This window comes from Wenyingzhuangia aestuarii (assembly GCF_011927765.1).
Lineage (GTDB): Bacteria > Bacteroidota > Bacteroidia > Flavobacteriales > Flavobacteriaceae > Wenyingzhuangia > Wenyingzhuangia aestuarii.
In genome coordinates, this window is record NZ_JAATJG010000010.1 from 111,040 (window position 1) to 127,072 (window position 16,033).

Genomic DNA, 16,033 nt, shown 5'->3' on the forward strand with positions numbered 1-16,033 from the left:
AAACTAATAATCACATAAACACAATATTATGAACTGGTTAGACTACATAATAGTAATTACATACATTCTTTTCTTTTTAGGAATGGGCTTCTTTTTTAAGGAAAACAAAAACTCTAAAGACTATTTTTTAGGAGGTAAAAGTTTAGGGTGGTTTCCTTTGAGTTTGTCTACAATGGCTACGCAATTATCGGCCATAAGTTTTATTTCTGCACCTGCTTTTGTAGGGTTAAAATTAGGGGGAGGTATGAAATGGTTAACGTTTGAATTTGCCGTGCCATTGGCCATGATTTTTATAATGATTGTGATTGTACCACCGCTGTTTAGATCGGGAGTTGTAAGTATTTACGAGGTGGTAGAAAAACGTTTTAGTGCATCTACCCGATTAATTTTAAGCATTGTTTTTCAAATTAGCAGGGCTTTAGGTACGGGAGTAATGGTGTATACCATTGCTATTATTTTACAAGCTGTTTTAGATATAGATTTTGTGTATACTATTTTAATAGTAAGTGTAATTACCATTATTTACTCTTGGCAAGGGGGGATGAAAGCTGTGGTTTGGGGAGATGCTATTCAAATGATTATTTTGGTTTTAGGATTGATTATTTGTTTAACCATAGGATGGAATTTATTACAAGACAATGGTGGTTTGCCAAATGGTTTTGATGCGCAAAGATTAGAAGTGATAGATTGGAATATGGGAATTGGAGAAGGAAACGATTATGGTTTTTTACCCATGCTTATAGGAGGTTTCTTTTTATATGTTTCATACTACGGATGTGATCAAACACAAGCACAAAGATTGTTGTCTAGTAAAGATGAAGGAACCATTAGAAAATTATTGTTAGCCAACGGATTGTTAAGATTTCCAGTTGTATTAGTGTATTGTATTATGGGATTGGTAATTGGTGGTTTGGTAAGTGTAGCTCCAGGATTCTTAGAAGATATTGCAGCAACTACCCAAAAACATTTCCCCATAGCTTTTGAAAAAACAGGAATCAAACCAGATTTAATGTTACCTGTATTTATTATGAGGTATTTACCCAATGGATTGATAGGAATTTTAATGGTAGGGATTCTTTCAGCAGCCATGTCTTCTTTAAGTTCCACCATTAATTCTTTATCGGCTGTAACGGTAGAAGATTTTTTTAACAGAGGAAAATCTAAAGATACGCTAAGTAGTAAAAAGTACATGATGATTTCTAAATTGGCCGTTGTTTTTTGGGGAGTGGTATGTATTAGTTGTGCCTTTTTGTTTGGAGGCAGTAAAAGTGCGGTTATAGAAATTATCAATGCTATTGGTTCTGTTTTTTACGGACCTGTATTAGTAACTTTTGTATTGGCTTTCTTTTCTAAAAAAGTAAATCACATTGGTATGAATGTAGGTATTATATCAGCAGTATTAATCAACCTTGTGTTTTCTAAAACCATGCAAGAATTGTTTCATATAGATTTAGGAATTCACATTTTTTGGATTTGGTTAAACTTTACCGGAGTAATTATTGCCTTAATAGTTGCTTACGGAGTAAGTGCACTTACCAAAAATGTAAAAATAAATCAGTTAATGGAAGTGAACTTTACGCTTAAAAAGAAAGACTTTTTAATTAAAGAAGTGTATATATTATTAGCCTTTTTTGTAATTATTATTGCGTTCAGTTTTTTTATTCCCACTTTATTAAGCTAGTCCTATGAAATTTGTAATAGCCCCCGATAAATATAAAGGTTCCTTAACAGGAAGTGAGTTTTGCAAAGCTGTGGAAACAGGAATTAACAAAGCATTACCTAATGCAGAATTTGTGCACATTCCTTTAGCAGATGGAGGAGACGGAACCATGGATGCCTTATTGCACAGTTTACAAGGAGAAAAAGTAAAGGTTACTGTACAGAACCCTTTGTTTAAAAAAGTAACTGCCAATTATGTATGGGTAAAAGAAAAGCAATTGGCAGTTATAGAAATGGCAGAAGCTTCGGGTTTAAGCTTACTCAGTTCAGCTGATAGAAATTGTATGTATACTTCTAGTATAGGTACAGGAGAACTAATTGTAGATGCTTTGGAAAAAGGAGCAAAAACCATTGTGTTAGGAATAGGAGGAAGCGCTACTAACGATGGTGGAATGGGAATGGCTACAGCCTTAGGTTATCAGTTTTTAGATCAAAATAATCAAGTTTTACAACCAATAGGAGCAAACTTAAACAAGGTAGCTAGTGTAGATGATACGATTGTACATCCATTGTTAAAAGCAGCAAATATTAAGGTAGCTTGTGATGTTAAAAATCCTTTGTATGGTAAAAATGGAGCTGCATTTATTTATGCTGCTCAAAAAGGAGCATCTCCATCAGAAATAGAAACTTTAGATCAAGGATTGCAGTGTTTTTCAAAAGTATTGTTAAATCAATACAAGATAGATTGTCAACAAATAGAAGGTGCGGGAGCTGCTGGTGGAATGGGAGCAGGAGCTGTGGTGTTTTTAAATGGAACGCTAACTTCTGGAATTGCATTGGTGAAAGAAATTACCAATTTTGAGGTACTTATAAAAGATGCTGACTGGATTATTACAGGTGAAGGAATGTTAGACAATCAGACCTTTTCTGGAAAAACAATAGCGGGAGTTTTAAGCACAGCAAATCAACAAAAAATTCCGGTTGCTGCCTTTTGTGGAAGTGTAGCTATTACGGAAGCTGAACAAGAACAATTAGGAATAACCTATGTAACAGCTGTATTAAAAAATGTTGTGGATATGAATACAGCTATGCTTACAGCTTATGAGAATTTAGTGTTTAGCACATATAATTTTGCAAAGCTGATTAAAAGAAATTAAGACTTTAGTTTTCTTAAGAAACTTACAAGTCTGTTTCGTAAAAAGAGCCAATCGTATATACGATTGGCTCTTTTGTTGGCTGTGGTTTATAAATGTTTAAAACAATCCTAGTTTTACACTTGGAGTATTTACACGTATACTTGTATGAGTGCTTCTAGTTCTAGGGTATCTTTCGTAGTAATAATCATTGTATCTGTAGTAGTAAAAAGAAGCATGACTATAATAATGATCACTATGATGACAATGGTGGTTACACTCGTTATAATGTTCTGCATAAGCATCTTTTTTTCCTTGCACATAGGCTTGGTATGCTTCTTTATCTTTCTTTTTTAGATTTTTTTCATACGCTTTTTGATCTTTCCAAAATTGTTTTTCCTCCTTTTTGGTTTTGGCACTAAATTGCTGTTCGTATTTAGCATCTTCTTTAGCTCTTTTTTGATAATAGGATTCTTTATCTAGCGTAGAGCTATGTTCGTTTTCAGTAGTTTGAGCTTGCGTAATTGATGACAAACTTAAAGCGAGTATAAAAAGGGGTGTTTTTAAAAGTTTCATAATAATGTGTTTTTAAGTGAATACTATGTTTCTACACTTAAGACACCTCAATTATTTTTTACCCTATGATTTTTTTTAATATTATTTTCCTCCGTTGGCTTGCAAGTCAGCAATGCACTGTGCATCTAAAGTAGGAGCTGAATTGCTTCCAAATAAATTAGCCAATCCCTCTCCTGTTTCTGCAGACCAATACATCAAACAACTTTCTACATTACAGTGTTTAGCATGCTCAGTATCTTCATGTTCACTTTGTAAAGTAGCTCCTAAATTGGTGAGCCCTAAAATGTGACCAAATTCATGAGTAATAACAGTAGTTTCTAATACATCTCTACTTGGTTCAAAAGCACTATTGCTTAAATTTTGAATACTTTTTTCAAAAATCACAAAAGAAGTATTTCTATAAGCCGTTCCCAATACTGTTCCTGTATCGGTGTTTTTGTCTGATGCTCCATCTACAAAAAATGCCCAGACGGCAATTGTATCTTCTGTATTATATTGGGTTCTTTGATCTTCTTCAATAGCAATAAGATCGTTAATTGTATAACGTGTTTTACCTGGACTTGTAATCATTCTTTCATTAACTACAATTCCATGAGGTTTGTATGTACGTGCTTCTAGAAAAGATACAAAATTGTTGATAGCGTTTTGTGTGGGTTTAAATCCATCTACATAAACCACTTCTATCATCATATTCTTGTATTTTTGATCAGAAAGTAAATCATGAGAAGAACTTCCTGTTGATTTTTGGTTAGGAGTATGATTGATGCCATTACTAGCTTGGGATATGCTGTCTTTGGTACAAGAACACAGCAGTGAAATCAAGAATAAAGAAATTAAATAGAACGTTTTCATAAGAGTTAATTTTATGGATTATAAAAACAGCCGCTTAAATAAGCAGCTGTTTTATATATACGTAACCTTTTTAATTAGGTTTTAGATTTGACTTAACACTAATGTAATAGCAGTATCTGTTGAACTTTGTAAAGTTATAGTGCTACTAGAATAGTTGGTTACTGTCCAGGCATCATTTAACAATTCAAAATTAGCATTCCCTGAAAATTCCATAGTTAAAAATACATCTGTTTTAGAAGCTACAGAAAAAGTACCTTCTACTTTTTCTACCAAAGCATTAGATGTGTTTGTAGCAGTACAAGTTAAATCGTTTGCAAAATCTATGGTATAATTTGCATAATTAGTAGTGCTATCTACTCCTGTATTTACATATGATTGTACCTTAAAAGTACCATCAACTAGAATTCCTTCTAATGCTTCTGCATCTTCTTCAGCTTCTTCCATGGTATCATCATTTTCTAAACAATCAGTAATGTATGACTTAAACTCAGCATCACTTGTAATATTTACTTCGGTTTGGTTACTTAATGTAGCTGTAATAGGGTATTTAACAGAGAATTTTTCATCATCTCCAAAATTACTCATATAAGTATACAATTCTTGATCAGATTTTAACACCGTACTACTTGTTTGTTCTAGGCTTAAATTATAAGTTAAAATGGTAATAGGATACTTAATATTTAAACAATTGATCGCATTTTCTTTTTCTGCTTCTGCTCTGGCACAAGTATCCATGATAGCATTGTACTCTGTTTGATTCGCTACCTGTACTTCTGTATAGTTGCTTAGTTTTACATTGATGGGAAACTGAAAAGTAATGTTGTCATTATCGTTTGTAATTTCTCCTAAAATATTTAAAACCAATTCATAATCAAGTTCACTAATTAATGTAACTTTTTGATTGTTCACAAAGGCTGTTACTGGTAATAAAATAGAAGAACAAGAATTCCCGTCTAAAAAATCATCAAAGCTACCATCGTACATAGCAGAACGCTCTAAATTAGTAGCCGTTTCTGAATTGGCAGAATTGGTGTTTGGATTTTGTCCGTTTTCTTCATTAATTTCTTTTTGACACGAAACTAATCCTAAAAAAGAAAAAAACATGATGGCTGTAATTAATTTAAAAGTTTTCATAATACTTAAAATATTTTGGGTTAAATTTTATAAGCGATTTTTTCGCCTTTCTGTATTTAAGACTCTTAAGCTTAAATCTACCCTATAGTTTTTTTGTTTTTTTTGATGAAAAAAATATAATTACCTGAAAATGTGTGAATCATAGATGAATTTTTTATTCCTACTTTTGTGCAAATCTACATTATATAGAGAATTTATGAAGAAACCAAAGCATAAACTTTGCGAAGAATCTTATTTTAATAGCTTTTATCTAAAGCATATTCAGGCAGTAAGTAATTTTGCTTTTTATAAATGTGGAAACAATGCTGCTTCTTTAGATTTGGTACAAGATGCCTTTGCTAAAATATGGGAAAATTGTGCTAAGATTGATTTTGAAAAAGCAAAGACCTACTTATTTACAACAGTAAATAATTTATTTTTAAATACCATAAGGCATCAAAAGGTAGTAATGTCTTATGCAAAAGAATCTCCCTATATAGATAAAACGAATCTTAATCCTGAGTATATAATGGAAGAGGAGGAGTTTAAACAAAAACTATTAACAACTATTGCAGATTTAAGCGAAGAACAAAGAGAAGTTTTTTTATTAAACAGAATAGAAGGAAAAAAATATAGAGAAATAGCAGAATTGCTAGGGATATCACAAAAAACAGTAGAAAAAAGAATGTCTTTAGCCTTAAAATTTCTGCGTAATAAAATAGATAAAGTAAATATTTAAACCCTAGTATAGGGTATTCTACAGTATAGGTGTCTTAATTATAGAAAGCATTGATAATGAATAAAGAAAATGACATATTAAAATGGTTTGAGGGAGAAATTTCTACAGAAAAGATGGAACAAAAGTATCCTGATGAAGATTTTTCAACCCTTAAAAAAGCAGGTTTTTATGCAAAGCAAATAGAAACTCCAAAAATTGATGCCGAAAAAGCATTGGAACAGTTTAAAACCAGATCTTTTCATAAAAAAGAAACCAAAGTAGTTTCTTTGAATACTCAGTTATTCTTAAAAATAGCAGCTATTTTAGTTTTGATATTTGGAGTTTCATACTTTTTCTTTTTTAGCAATACAGAAGTTTATAGAACAGAAATTGCTCAAACAGAAACCTTATTTTTACCTGATAATTCTGAGGTTGTGTTAAATGCACAATCTAAATTAAATTACAATAAAAAAGAATGGCAAAATAACAGAACGTTAAAGCTAAATGGAGAAGCTTTTTTTAAAGTAACCAAAGGAAACAAATTTACAGTTCTTACCAATTCAGGAAGTATTCAGGTACTAGGAACGCAATTTAATGTAAAAGAGCGTGAACGTTATTTTGAAGTTCAATGTTATGAGGGTTCAGTAAGTGTAACATACCAGCAGAATAAAACAATTTTATTACCAGGGAAATCTTTTAGAGTGTTGAATGGAAAAGTTGTTAGTGCAAAAGATTTTAATAACGAAAACCCATCGTGGTTAGCACAAGAAACTACTTTTGAGAATGTTCCTTTATGGCAAGTAATTAACGAACTAGAAATACAATACAATATAAAAATAGAGGCTAAAACGGTAGATGTAACTAAAATGTTTACAGGAAGTTTTACACATACCAATCAAAATATAGCCTTGCAATCGGTAACCATTCCACTTAAATTAAGTTATAAAATACAAGGAGATAAAGTTGAGTTTTATGACTATGAAACAAAGTAAACTGTTATTTATTTTATGTGTTGCCTATAGTTGTTTTTCTTTTGCCATTCCAAGGCAAGAAAAAATACAACTCATTCATCTACTTCCTAAATTAGAAGCTAAGTTTGATGTAAAGTTTTCTTATGCTGTAGAAGATGTAACCGAAGTTTGGGTAACAACCCCAAATGAAAATTTTACCTTAAAGCAAGTTGTAGCTTTTTTAAATAGCTCTACCATTTTAAATTTTAAGTTTTTAACAGAGCGTTATATTACAGTGTCTACTTTGCAAAAAACAATAACTATTTGTGGAGTTTTAAGAACTAAAAATAAAGCCCCCATTGTTGGAGCTTCTGTAATGGTTGTTAATACAGGCAAAGGAATAGTAACCAATGTAAATGGGAACTTTAAATTAGAAAATATTGATGTAAATGCAGATATACGTATTTCTTATTTTGGGTATCAAACTTTAAATTTAAAAGCAAAAGAAATAAGAACTTGTAAAGAAATTGAGTTATTAGAACAGGCAGAAATGCTAAATCCAATAGTAATATCTAAGTTTTTAACTACGGGTTTACAAAAACGCATGGATGGTAGTACTGTTTTAAATACAGAAAAGTTTGGAGTTTTACCAGGGCTTACAGATCCAGATGTCTTACAATCTATTCAGGCATTACCAGGGGTAGAAAGTGTAAACGAAAGCATAGCTAACATCAATGTACGAGGTGGGAGTAATGATCAGAATTTAATTCTTTGGGATGGAATTAAAATGTATCATGCAGGACATTTTTTTGGATTGATTTCTGCCTACAATCCTAATTTAACTAATAAAGTAGTGGTTACTAAAAACGGAACTTCTAGTGAGTTTAGTGATGGAGTTTCTAGTACCATTAACATGTTTACAAAGGATGAAATAGGAAAAGAAATTAAAGGAGGTTTTGGATTAAACCTATTAAATACAGATGCTTTTTTAGAAATTCCCATTAGTAAAAAAATGGCTGTTCATGTTTCCGGAAGACGATCTTTTACCGATGTGTACACCTCTCCAACTTACAATACGTATTTTAAAAGAAGTTTTCAGGATAGTCAATTAACCAATACTGAAAATATTAATGAAAGCAATAAATCTTCAGACTTTTACTTTTATGATTATACGGCCAAATTGTTGTATTACATCAATTCAAAACACAAAATAAGAGCCAATATCATCGGGATTTATAACAATCTAGATTATTTAGAAAGTTATACGGATGCTCAAAACCAAACAACTTCTAAAACCAATAATTTACAACAGCAAAATTTTGGAGCAGGTTTTCAATGGAATGCCATTTGGACGAGTAAATTCACCACAGATGTTGTGGCTTTTTACTCAAAATACAATATTGATGCAGTGGATTATAGAATAGAATCCGATCAAAAATTAACCCAAGCCAATGAGGTGATAGAAACGGGTCTAAAGTTGAATACGAGGTATAAAATCCATCAGAATGTATCTTTTTTAAATGGATATCAATTTAGCGAAACTGGAATTTTAAATCAGACTACGGTAAATCTTCCTTCTTATTCAAAAACCAAAAAAGATGTTTTGTTAAATCATGCCTTGTTTAGCGAAATTGAATTTAACAACAGAAATACTTATATAAGACTAGGGCTTAGAGTCAATTATTTTCAAAAGTTTAACAAGTTTATTATAGAGCCTAGGTTAAATTTTAGACAAAAATTAAATAAACAATGGGCTGTAAAACTTCAGGGTGAGTTTAAAAATCAATCTGCTACTCAGGTGATTGATTTTCAAGATAATTTTTTAGGAGTTGAAAAAAGACGTTGGATTTTAGCCAACAATCAAGACATTCCAATTTCTAAAAGTAAACAAGGTTCTTTAGGGTTGGAATATCATCATCATAATTGGGTCTTAAGTACTGATGGGTTTTACAAACTTGTTGATGGGATTACGGCTTCTAATCAAGGATTTTACAATAGTTTTCAAAACCTAAGTGCCACGGGAAGTTACCAAGTAAAAGGAATAGAGTTTTTAGTCAATAAAACAGCACATAAATACAGTACTTGGTTTAGTTATACATATAGTGTAAATCAATATGAGTTTAAGAGCTTTATCCCTTCAGTTTTTCCAAATAATGTAGATATCAAACACTCTGTTTCTATGGCTTTTAATTATTACTTGTTAGAAAACTTAGAACTTTCTTTGGGAGGAATTTTAAGGTCTGGACAACCCTATACTAAGCCCATTGAGGGAGAAGAAACCATTCAGAACGGAAACAATACGGTTGTGAATTACGATGTGCCAAACAATGAAAACTTAGCAAGTTTTATGAGGTTAGATGCTTCGTTAAAATATCATTTTAAATGGTCTAACTCCATTAAGAGTTCTTTAATTGTAGGAGTGATGAATGTTACCAATAGAGAAAACATCATCAATAGATATTACCAAGTAGATCCTAATAATTCAGGTGTTGCTATTCAAGTAAATCATAAATCCTTAGGATTTATGCCTAATGTGAGTTTAAGAATTAAGTTTTAAGAATACTTGTCAATCCATAGAATCGATTGTATTTTTATAAAAAGATTAACATCTTGTTTGCTTTGTATTCAAGTAGAATAGATTGATTATAAATGCGTTTAAATAAAAAGATAAAATACTATGTCTATTACCATTCAGCCCTCAATTTTTAAGTTTTTAAATACATTAAAAGAAAACAATACCAGAGAATGGTTTGCAGAAAATAAAGCTTGGTTTGTAGAAGAGGAAAATCATTTAAAATCTTTTTTTACCAAAGTAATGGACGGTTTAAAAGAAGAGGATGATATTGAGAGTATGAAAGCATATCGTATTTATAGAGATGTTCGTTTTTCTAAAGACAAATCTCCTTATAAAATTTACAGAAGTTGTAGTTTTAAAAGAGCTACAGAAGCTTTAAGAGGAGGTTATCATGTAGAAATTACTCCTGGAGGTTCTTTTCTAGCCTGTGGTTTTTGGCAACCTAATAAAGAAGATTTGTTAAGAATTAGAAAGGAGTTTGAATTGGATGCGAGTGAAATTAATGAGATTATAAACGCTGTAGCAGTACAAAAAATATTTGGTGGGTTTCACCAAGGGGAAGCTCTTAAAACAGCACCTAAAGGTTTTGATAAAGAACACGAAGCCATAGAATTAATTCGTAAAAAAGACTTTATGTTGTTGCGTAAATTTACAGATGCTGAGGTTCTATCAGATGATTTTTACAATCAAATAATGTTGTCTTTTAAAGCTGCTAGACCTTATTTAGACTATATGAGCGATGTGCTAACAACCAATTTAAATGGGGAGTCTATTATTTAGACTCCTGATGCTTAAATGTATTTCCTTTTTTAATAGCTCTGTGATTTTCGTAACATTCTAAAACCGCTTCAATTAATTGTAAATCTGTGGCTTTGCTAATAAAGTAAGGAGAGTAATTACATTCAGATAACACTTCTGTTAACTGATTCATATCCATTTGTAAATAGTCTAGAATAATTTCTCTATCAAATCTATTGGTTAAGATTTCACGAGTAGCATCTTTTTCCTTTAATTCCTTTAAATCCTTTAGTTTTTTAGGCTTTTTACCAAACAAATTGTAAATACCATCTACCGGATTCTGTAAGGCTTTAATTGCATTTCCAAAACCAGATACCGAAGATTTGGTTTTTCTAACTTCATAAGTCTGTGGCAATCCGTTAATATGAATTCTATTATACTTGTCTTTAGGAACGTTTTTAATGTCAATATCTAAAACACCTATTAGTTTATGACCTATAACCACCTCTTTTAAATTTTCTATTTTAGGATGTAGTTCAATATTTAATTCCGTTCCTTTAGATAAATCTCTTGTAATTTTAAGTTTGATAGATTCATATCCAATATGAGATACTAATAAAGTATCACTTTCTTTAATATCAATTTCAAACAATCCTTCTTTATCAGATACGGTTCCATCAATATTACTTAAATTTAATAGCGTAGTTCCTTCTACAGAAGTACTATCTACAGCACTAGAAATTTTTCCTTTTAAGGTAAATTTCATTAGTTCTTGTGAGTAACTAAAGCTAACGGTACATAAAGTTAAAATTAGTACAATATATAAGTTTTTGTTTTTCATGTTGATGGGGTTATTTAAGAAGATTAGCTCTTCTTTTTCTATAAATAGGTGCTACATATTCAGGATCATTTCTTTGGCACTTGTCTATTTCTTCGGTTACATTAATAAATTCTGAATTTATAGTTTCTTTGGTTCCTTTGTCTAAATACCAAAGTGTTAATCTTACTCTTTTACCATCTTTACATCTAAAAGTATATCTACCTGTATCGGTTTTCCAACCATCATATAACAAGTCAGATTCGTTGATGTTTTCTCTAACAGGAACTCTAAAATCGTTAAAAACAGAATACTCTTTTTCCATTTTAATTTCTAGAGCCGATTTTTTTTGCGAAAAAGCACTTTGAAAAGAAATTAAAATAAATAAGAAACTGGTTAGGTATAAGTAATTGTGTTTCATTCAATAAATATAAACTAATTATTCAAGTTGATTCGTGCCATAATAGGGAAATGATCAGACATTTTATCCTTAAATGATGTAAACGAATTTACAGTCATCTTATTGCTAGGCAAAATAAAATCAATTCTAAAAGGAATAAAATAATTATACGATTTTCCAAAACCAATTCCTGCTTCTACAAATGCATCTTTATGATTCTCCATTAATTGTTTGTAATTCCAAGAAAATGCTGTGTTGTTAAAATCTCCAGCAATAATAGTTGGATAAGGACATTTTTTTATATGTTCTTTTAACAGTGTTACTTGTTTTGCTTGTTCTTTAAAAACATCTTTAAATCTTTTAAATAAGGCCTCGTTATTCTGATTCCCATAATGCTCTTTTTGAGTATCCAATCTAAAAGACTGTAGGTGTACATTATAAACTCTTATAATTTTTTTATTGATTTTTAAATCAACAAAAATAATATTGTTTCCATCTTTTTTAAATAGAAAATTTCCTTTGTTTACAATGGGAAATTTAGAATAAATAACCAAATCAGATTTTTTATGATGGTATATTTTAGGGAGCTTAAAGCTTACATTCTTATCATGTTTGTGCTCTTGAATACAAAGAATATCAGGAGATTGATTATTTACAAAATCACAAATATCTTGTTTAATAGTTGGCGATTTGATCCAGTTAAATCTATTAAACTGTCTAACATTATAGCTAAATAAGGTAAAATCATCTTTATGTGTCACTTCTTTTTTACCAAAAGAAAATAAAGCTTTGGTGTGTTGAAAACCAATAGCAATAACAATAACAGATAGTAAAAATTGTTTTTTAAGTTTAACAATCCATAAGACCACAAATATTAAATTAGCAATTAATAAACTTGGATAAGCCAAACTTAAAATGGCAACACTTGGGTAGTGAATAGGGTTTATGTATGGAATTACATAGGTGATGATTAATAAGGAAGCAACAAAACTATTGATTATAAATAGCATTTTGTCTAGAAAGTGTAAACGCTTCATACCTTATTTTTTCCCTTGTTGAAACAAAAAATCTTTTTCCGCTTTAGAAAGAGAATCATATCCTGATTTACTTATTTTATCTAGAATACTATTAATTTTTTGTTGTGTGTCTTGGCTGTTTGCTTGTTTGTTGGTTTTTCTAGTTGTTGATTTATAACTAGTTTTTAAAGGAGATTTCTTTTTAAATAGATTTCCCAAAGGGTTTTTAATTTTAAAACTGTTTTGATAGTAAATAGCTAAAAATCCATAAGCAGCACCTCCTAAATGAGCCAAATGTCCACCGGTATTATTGTCTGCCAAATTGATCAAATCTAATCCTACAAAAATCAAGGCAATTACCCACAATTTTACATAACCAATAAATCTAAATTTTAATTGATAGTTAGGCATGTAGGTTGTTAAACCAATTAAAATAGCCATAATTCCGGAAGATGCTCCAACCAACGTAGCATTTTGTTGTTGCAAAGCAGGAAAGTAGCTGTAGCTTACCATAAATAATATACCTCCAAAAATGGTTCCCATTAAGTAAAAATTAAGCAACTTTTTAGGAATAAAATAATCGGTAAATAAATTACCTATATAGAATAAGTAAATTAAGTTGAATAGAATGTGAATAAATCCACTATGCATAAAACCATAAGTTACAAGGGTCCATGGTCTAGTTATAAAAGAGTTTAAATCTGCAGGCAAAGCCAACCACTCAAAAAATACATTTCCTTGAGAACCCATTAACCAACCTAAATTTCCAATAAAATAGGTAAGGATAAAAAGTCCAATGTTTACAAAAATCAGCTTTTCTACCAAACTACCCGTTTGATATTTGTGCTTTAGTTGCGCTATAATATCTTTCATGTTAATACGTTCTGTATTGATTTTTTTTCCAAATAATGGCAATAACTAGACCAATAATAGCTCCTCCTACATGGGCAAAATAAGCAGTGTTTACAGGGCTTAATAAAGGCTGACCTGTAATCCCCGAAAATAAATCTGCCAACACAATAACAGGAATAAAATATTTAGCTGGAATAGGAACTGGTAAAAAGATTAAAAACATTTTAGAGTTTGGAAAATTCCAACCAAAAGCTGCTAATAAACCAAAAATGGCTCCAGAAGCTCCTAACAATCTCATATTGTAAATTCCGTTTGCCGTTTGCAAATGTTCATCGGCATAAACTTTGGTCATGCTAAACAAATCGTAAATTTCTTGTTTGCTTGCTCCCATAGTTTGCAACGTACTTATGGCATTGTTAAATTCCAATTGTCTTTCAAACAAATAAATTAAACTGGCTCCAATACCTGCAGAAAAATAGAAAAACAAAAATTTGTTTCTTCCGTAGAGTTGCACCAACGGAGTACCAAAAAAGTAAAGCCCTAACATGTTAAAAAAGATATGACCTATATCTGCATGCATAAAAATTCCGGTCACCAATTGCCAATATCTAAAGTTTGGATTTTCAAAATAATGCAGATTAAACAATTCGTTTAAATCTACATTTTGAATTCCCATTTTAGCCACAAAAAACAATACGTTTATAATGATGATGTGCTTTATAATGTCTGGAATTTTATTCATAGTTCTTAATCTAAATTAAAAATAACATCTAGTTTTTTGTTGGTAATACTAGTGTATACTTTTTTTCTAAAAGGGGAGATGTTTGCTTCTTTACAAGCAAACAAATCGTTAATTAATACTTCTTGTTCGGGTTCAGAAAGTTTAGTTCCTGTTTTTATAGCCAAGGTTTTTGCCAATGATTTTGCAATCATGTCTAATTGGCTAAAACTGTTTTCCTGAATGTCTTCTTGAAAATCTTCTATCAATTGTTCAAAAACCATGCTAATCTGACTTTCACTAATAGTTGTTGGAATTCCTGTCACAATTACATTGTCTTTGGTAATTTCATCAAACATAAAACCTGTGCTTTCCAATTCCATTTTAATGTTTTTTAAAACGTGAATTTCTTGCTGACTATAGTTAATGCTTATAGGAAACAGGAGTTGCTGACTAGAAGCTTCTTTAACTGTTATGTTTTCTAAAAAGTTTTCGTACAACACTCTTTGATGTGCCAAATGTTGGTGGACTAAAAACGTACCGGTGTTTAAATTGCATAAAATATACTTGTTCTGAATTTGAAACGTATCTTTAATGAGTTTAGTCTCTTTGGTCTCGAATAATTGTGGGGTTAATTTTTCCTTATCCACCTCTGTATTGGCAATAGATTCTATACCATTGTACAACACTTCCCAATCACTTTTCTTTTTGGTTTGAGAAAATCCGCTAGTAAAACTATTAGAAGGTGATGATGTGCTTCTAGTGGTTTTAGGTTGATCGGTTTCAAAAGGATTAAAATTGGTTTCTGTTTTAAAAGGATTAAAATTAGGGTCTACTTCTATTTTAGGCTCGCTAATAGGTTTGTCCTTGTAATTATAAGGAGTTTCTAAGTTTTTATCTCTTGTAAAATCTAAAGAAGGCACTACATTAAATTGTCCTAAACTGTGTTTTACAGCGGCTCTAATAATTTCGTACAATACTTTTTCATTATCAAATTTAACCTCTGTTTTGGTAGGGTGTATGTTGATGTCTATCGTATTGGTAGGCACTCTTAAATATAAAAAATATCCAGGATGACAACCTCTTTCTATCAACCCATCAAAAGCTGCATTAATGGCATGATGTAAATAAGGGCTTTTGATAAAACGATCATTCACAAAAAAGAATTGCTCTCCACGTTTCTTCTTAGAAAATTCAGGTTTTATAATAAATCCATCTAAGCTTAAAACATCTGTTTCTTCGTTTATAGGAATTAAGCGTTCGTTGGTTTTATGACCAAATATATTAACAATACGTTGTTTTAAATTTCCTGAGGGTAAATTAAAAACTTCTGAATGGTTGTGGTTTAAGATAAAATGAACATTTTCGTGAACCAAAGCTACACGTTGAAATTCATCAATAATATGTCTGGTTTCTACAGCATCAGATTTTAGAAAGTTTCTTCTGGCCGGAATGTTAAAAAATAAGTTTTTAACAGCTGTATTGGTTCCAACAGGAGTAGGACTCACTTCCTGATGGGTAATTTTACTTCCTTCAATTTGTATGCAAGTACCTAACTCTTCTGAGGCCAATTTGGTTTTCATTTCTATTTGAGAAATGGCCGCAATAGAAGCCATAGCTTCTCCACGGAATCCTTTGGTGCTTAGATTAAATAAATCTTCGGCTTGTCTAATTTTAGAAGTAGCATGACGTTCAAAACACAAGCGAGCATCGGTTTCAGACATTCCAGAACCATCATCAATAACTTGAATTAAGGTTTTTCCAGCATCTTTAAGTATTAAGTGTATATTTTGGGCACCAGCATCAATCGCATTTTCTAAAAGTTCTTTAACTACAGATGCAGGTCTTTGAACCACCTCTCCAGCTGCTATTTGATTAGCGACATGATCAGGTAATAATTGTATAATGTCAGACAT

At 31.0% G+C, this 16,033-nt stretch carries 15 protein-coding genes; 6 read left to right on the forward strand and 9 right to left on the reverse strand.

The annotated features are described in order from the left end of the window. Nucleotides 1-28 precede the first annotated feature (28 nt). Together GGR97_RS10725 and GGR97_RS10730 are read left to right on the forward strand one after the other, a co-directional pair. The gene (locus GGR97_RS10725; protein WP_167898517.1) at nt 29-1,681 is read left to right on the forward strand and encodes a sodium:solute symporter family transporter; all 1,653 of its coding nucleotides are present in this window, start codon (nt 29-31) and stop codon (nt 1,679-1,681) included. A 4-nt stretch (nt 1,682-1,685) separates the two neighbouring features. Continuing rightward, complete coding sequence (locus tag GGR97_RS10730; RefSeq protein ID WP_167898518.1) at nt 1,686-2,816, forward strand: glycerate kinase; 1,131 nt, start codon at nt 1,686-1,688, stop codon at nt 2,814-2,816. 96 nt (nt 2,817-2,912) lie between these two features. Here the strand turns inward: GGR97_RS10730 and GGR97_RS10735 are convergent, their stop codons facing one another. The 3 genes from GGR97_RS10735 to GGR97_RS10745 all read right to left on the reverse strand — a co-directional run bounded on the left by GGR97_RS10735 (nt 2,913) and on the right by GGR97_RS10745 (nt 5,354). Further along, on the reverse strand, nt 2,913-3,368 hold the full coding sequence (locus tag GGR97_RS10735; RefSeq protein ID WP_167898519.1) for a hypothetical protein: 456 nt from the start codon (nt 3,366-3,368) through the stop codon (nt 2,913-2,915). Nucleotides 3,369-3,449: 81 nt separating this feature from the next. Next, on the reverse strand, nt 3,450-4,220 hold the full coding sequence (locus GGR97_RS10740; RefSeq protein ID WP_167898520.1) for a zinc metalloprotease: 771 nt from the start codon (nt 4,218-4,220) through the stop codon (nt 3,450-3,452). An 81-nt stretch (nt 4,221-4,301) separates the two neighbouring features. Continuing rightward, nucleotides 4,302-5,354, reverse strand: a complete 1,053-nt coding sequence (locus GGR97_RS10745) for a hypothetical protein (RefSeq protein WP_167898521.1) — start codon at nt 5,352-5,354, stop codon at nt 4,302-4,304. A 196-nt stretch (nt 5,355-5,550) separates the two neighbouring features. Here GGR97_RS10745 and GGR97_RS10750 point away from each other — a divergent pair, with 196 nt between their 5' ends. From GGR97_RS10750 to GGR97_RS10765, 4 genes are all read left to right on the forward strand, one after another. Beyond that, nucleotides 5,551-6,072 (forward strand): RNA polymerase sigma factor, encoded by a 522-nt coding sequence (locus GGR97_RS10750; protein WP_167898522.1) that lies wholly within the window; start codon nt 5,551-5,553, stop codon nt 6,070-6,072. A gap of 56 nt (nt 6,073-6,128) precedes the next feature. After that, nucleotides 6,129-7,043: a FecR family protein gene (locus GGR97_RS10755; RefSeq protein ID WP_167898523.1), complete on the forward strand. Its 915-nt coding sequence runs from the start codon at nt 6,129-6,131 to the stop codon at nt 7,041-7,043. After that, the gene (locus tag GGR97_RS10760) at nt 7,030-9,558 is read left to right on the forward strand and encodes a TonB-dependent receptor (protein WP_245229493.1); all 2,529 of its coding nucleotides are present in this window, start codon (nt 7,030-7,032) and stop codon (nt 9,556-9,558) included. Before GGR97_RS10755 ends, GGR97_RS10760 begins: the two co-directional genes overlap by 14 nt. A 120-nt stretch (nt 9,559-9,678) precedes the next feature. Continuing rightward, nucleotides 9,679-10,356, forward strand: coding sequence for a DUF2461 domain-containing protein (locus GGR97_RS10765; RefSeq protein ID WP_167898525.1), 678 nt, complete (start codon nt 9,679-9,681; stop codon nt 10,354-10,356). On the opposite strand, the gene GGR97_RS10770 is transcribed toward GGR97_RS10765, so the two are convergent. The 6 genes from GGR97_RS10770 to mutL are packed head-to-tail and all read right to left on the reverse strand — an operon-like array spanning nt 10,349 to nt 16,033. Beyond that, nucleotides 10,349-11,155: a carboxypeptidase-like regulatory domain-containing protein gene (locus GGR97_RS10770; protein WP_167898526.1), complete on the reverse strand. Its 807-nt coding sequence runs from the start codon at nt 11,153-11,155 to the stop codon at nt 10,349-10,351. The two genes, GGR97_RS10765 and GGR97_RS10770, sit on opposite strands and share 8 nt — an antisense overlap. Before the next feature lie 10 nt (nt 11,156-11,165). Then, a complete protein-coding gene (locus GGR97_RS10775) occupies nt 11,166-11,552 on the reverse strand; it encodes a hypothetical protein (protein ID WP_167898527.1) in 387 nt (128 codons plus the stop codon). A 14-nt stretch (nt 11,553-11,566) separates the two neighbouring features. Next, nucleotides 11,567-12,568 (reverse strand): endonuclease/exonuclease/phosphatase family protein, encoded by a 1,002-nt coding sequence (locus tag GGR97_RS10780; protein ID WP_167898528.1) that lies wholly within the window; start codon nt 12,566-12,568, stop codon nt 11,567-11,569. 3 nt (nt 12,569-12,571) lie between these two features. After that, nucleotides 12,572-13,420, reverse strand: coding sequence for a rhomboid family intramembrane serine protease (locus tag GGR97_RS10785; RefSeq protein ID WP_167898529.1), 849 nt, complete (start codon nt 13,418-13,420; stop codon nt 12,572-12,574). A 1-nt stretch (nt 13,421) separates the two neighbouring features. Next, on the reverse strand, nt 13,422-14,141 hold the full coding sequence (locus tag GGR97_RS10790; RefSeq protein ID WP_167898530.1) for a rhomboid family intramembrane serine protease: 720 nt from the start codon (nt 14,139-14,141) through the stop codon (nt 13,422-13,424). 5 nt (nt 14,142-14,146) lie between these two features. Then, nucleotides 14,147-16,033 (reverse strand): DNA mismatch repair endonuclease MutL, encoded by a 1,887-nt coding sequence (gene mutL, locus GGR97_RS10795; RefSeq protein ID WP_167898531.1) that lies wholly within the window; start codon nt 16,031-16,033, stop codon nt 14,147-14,149.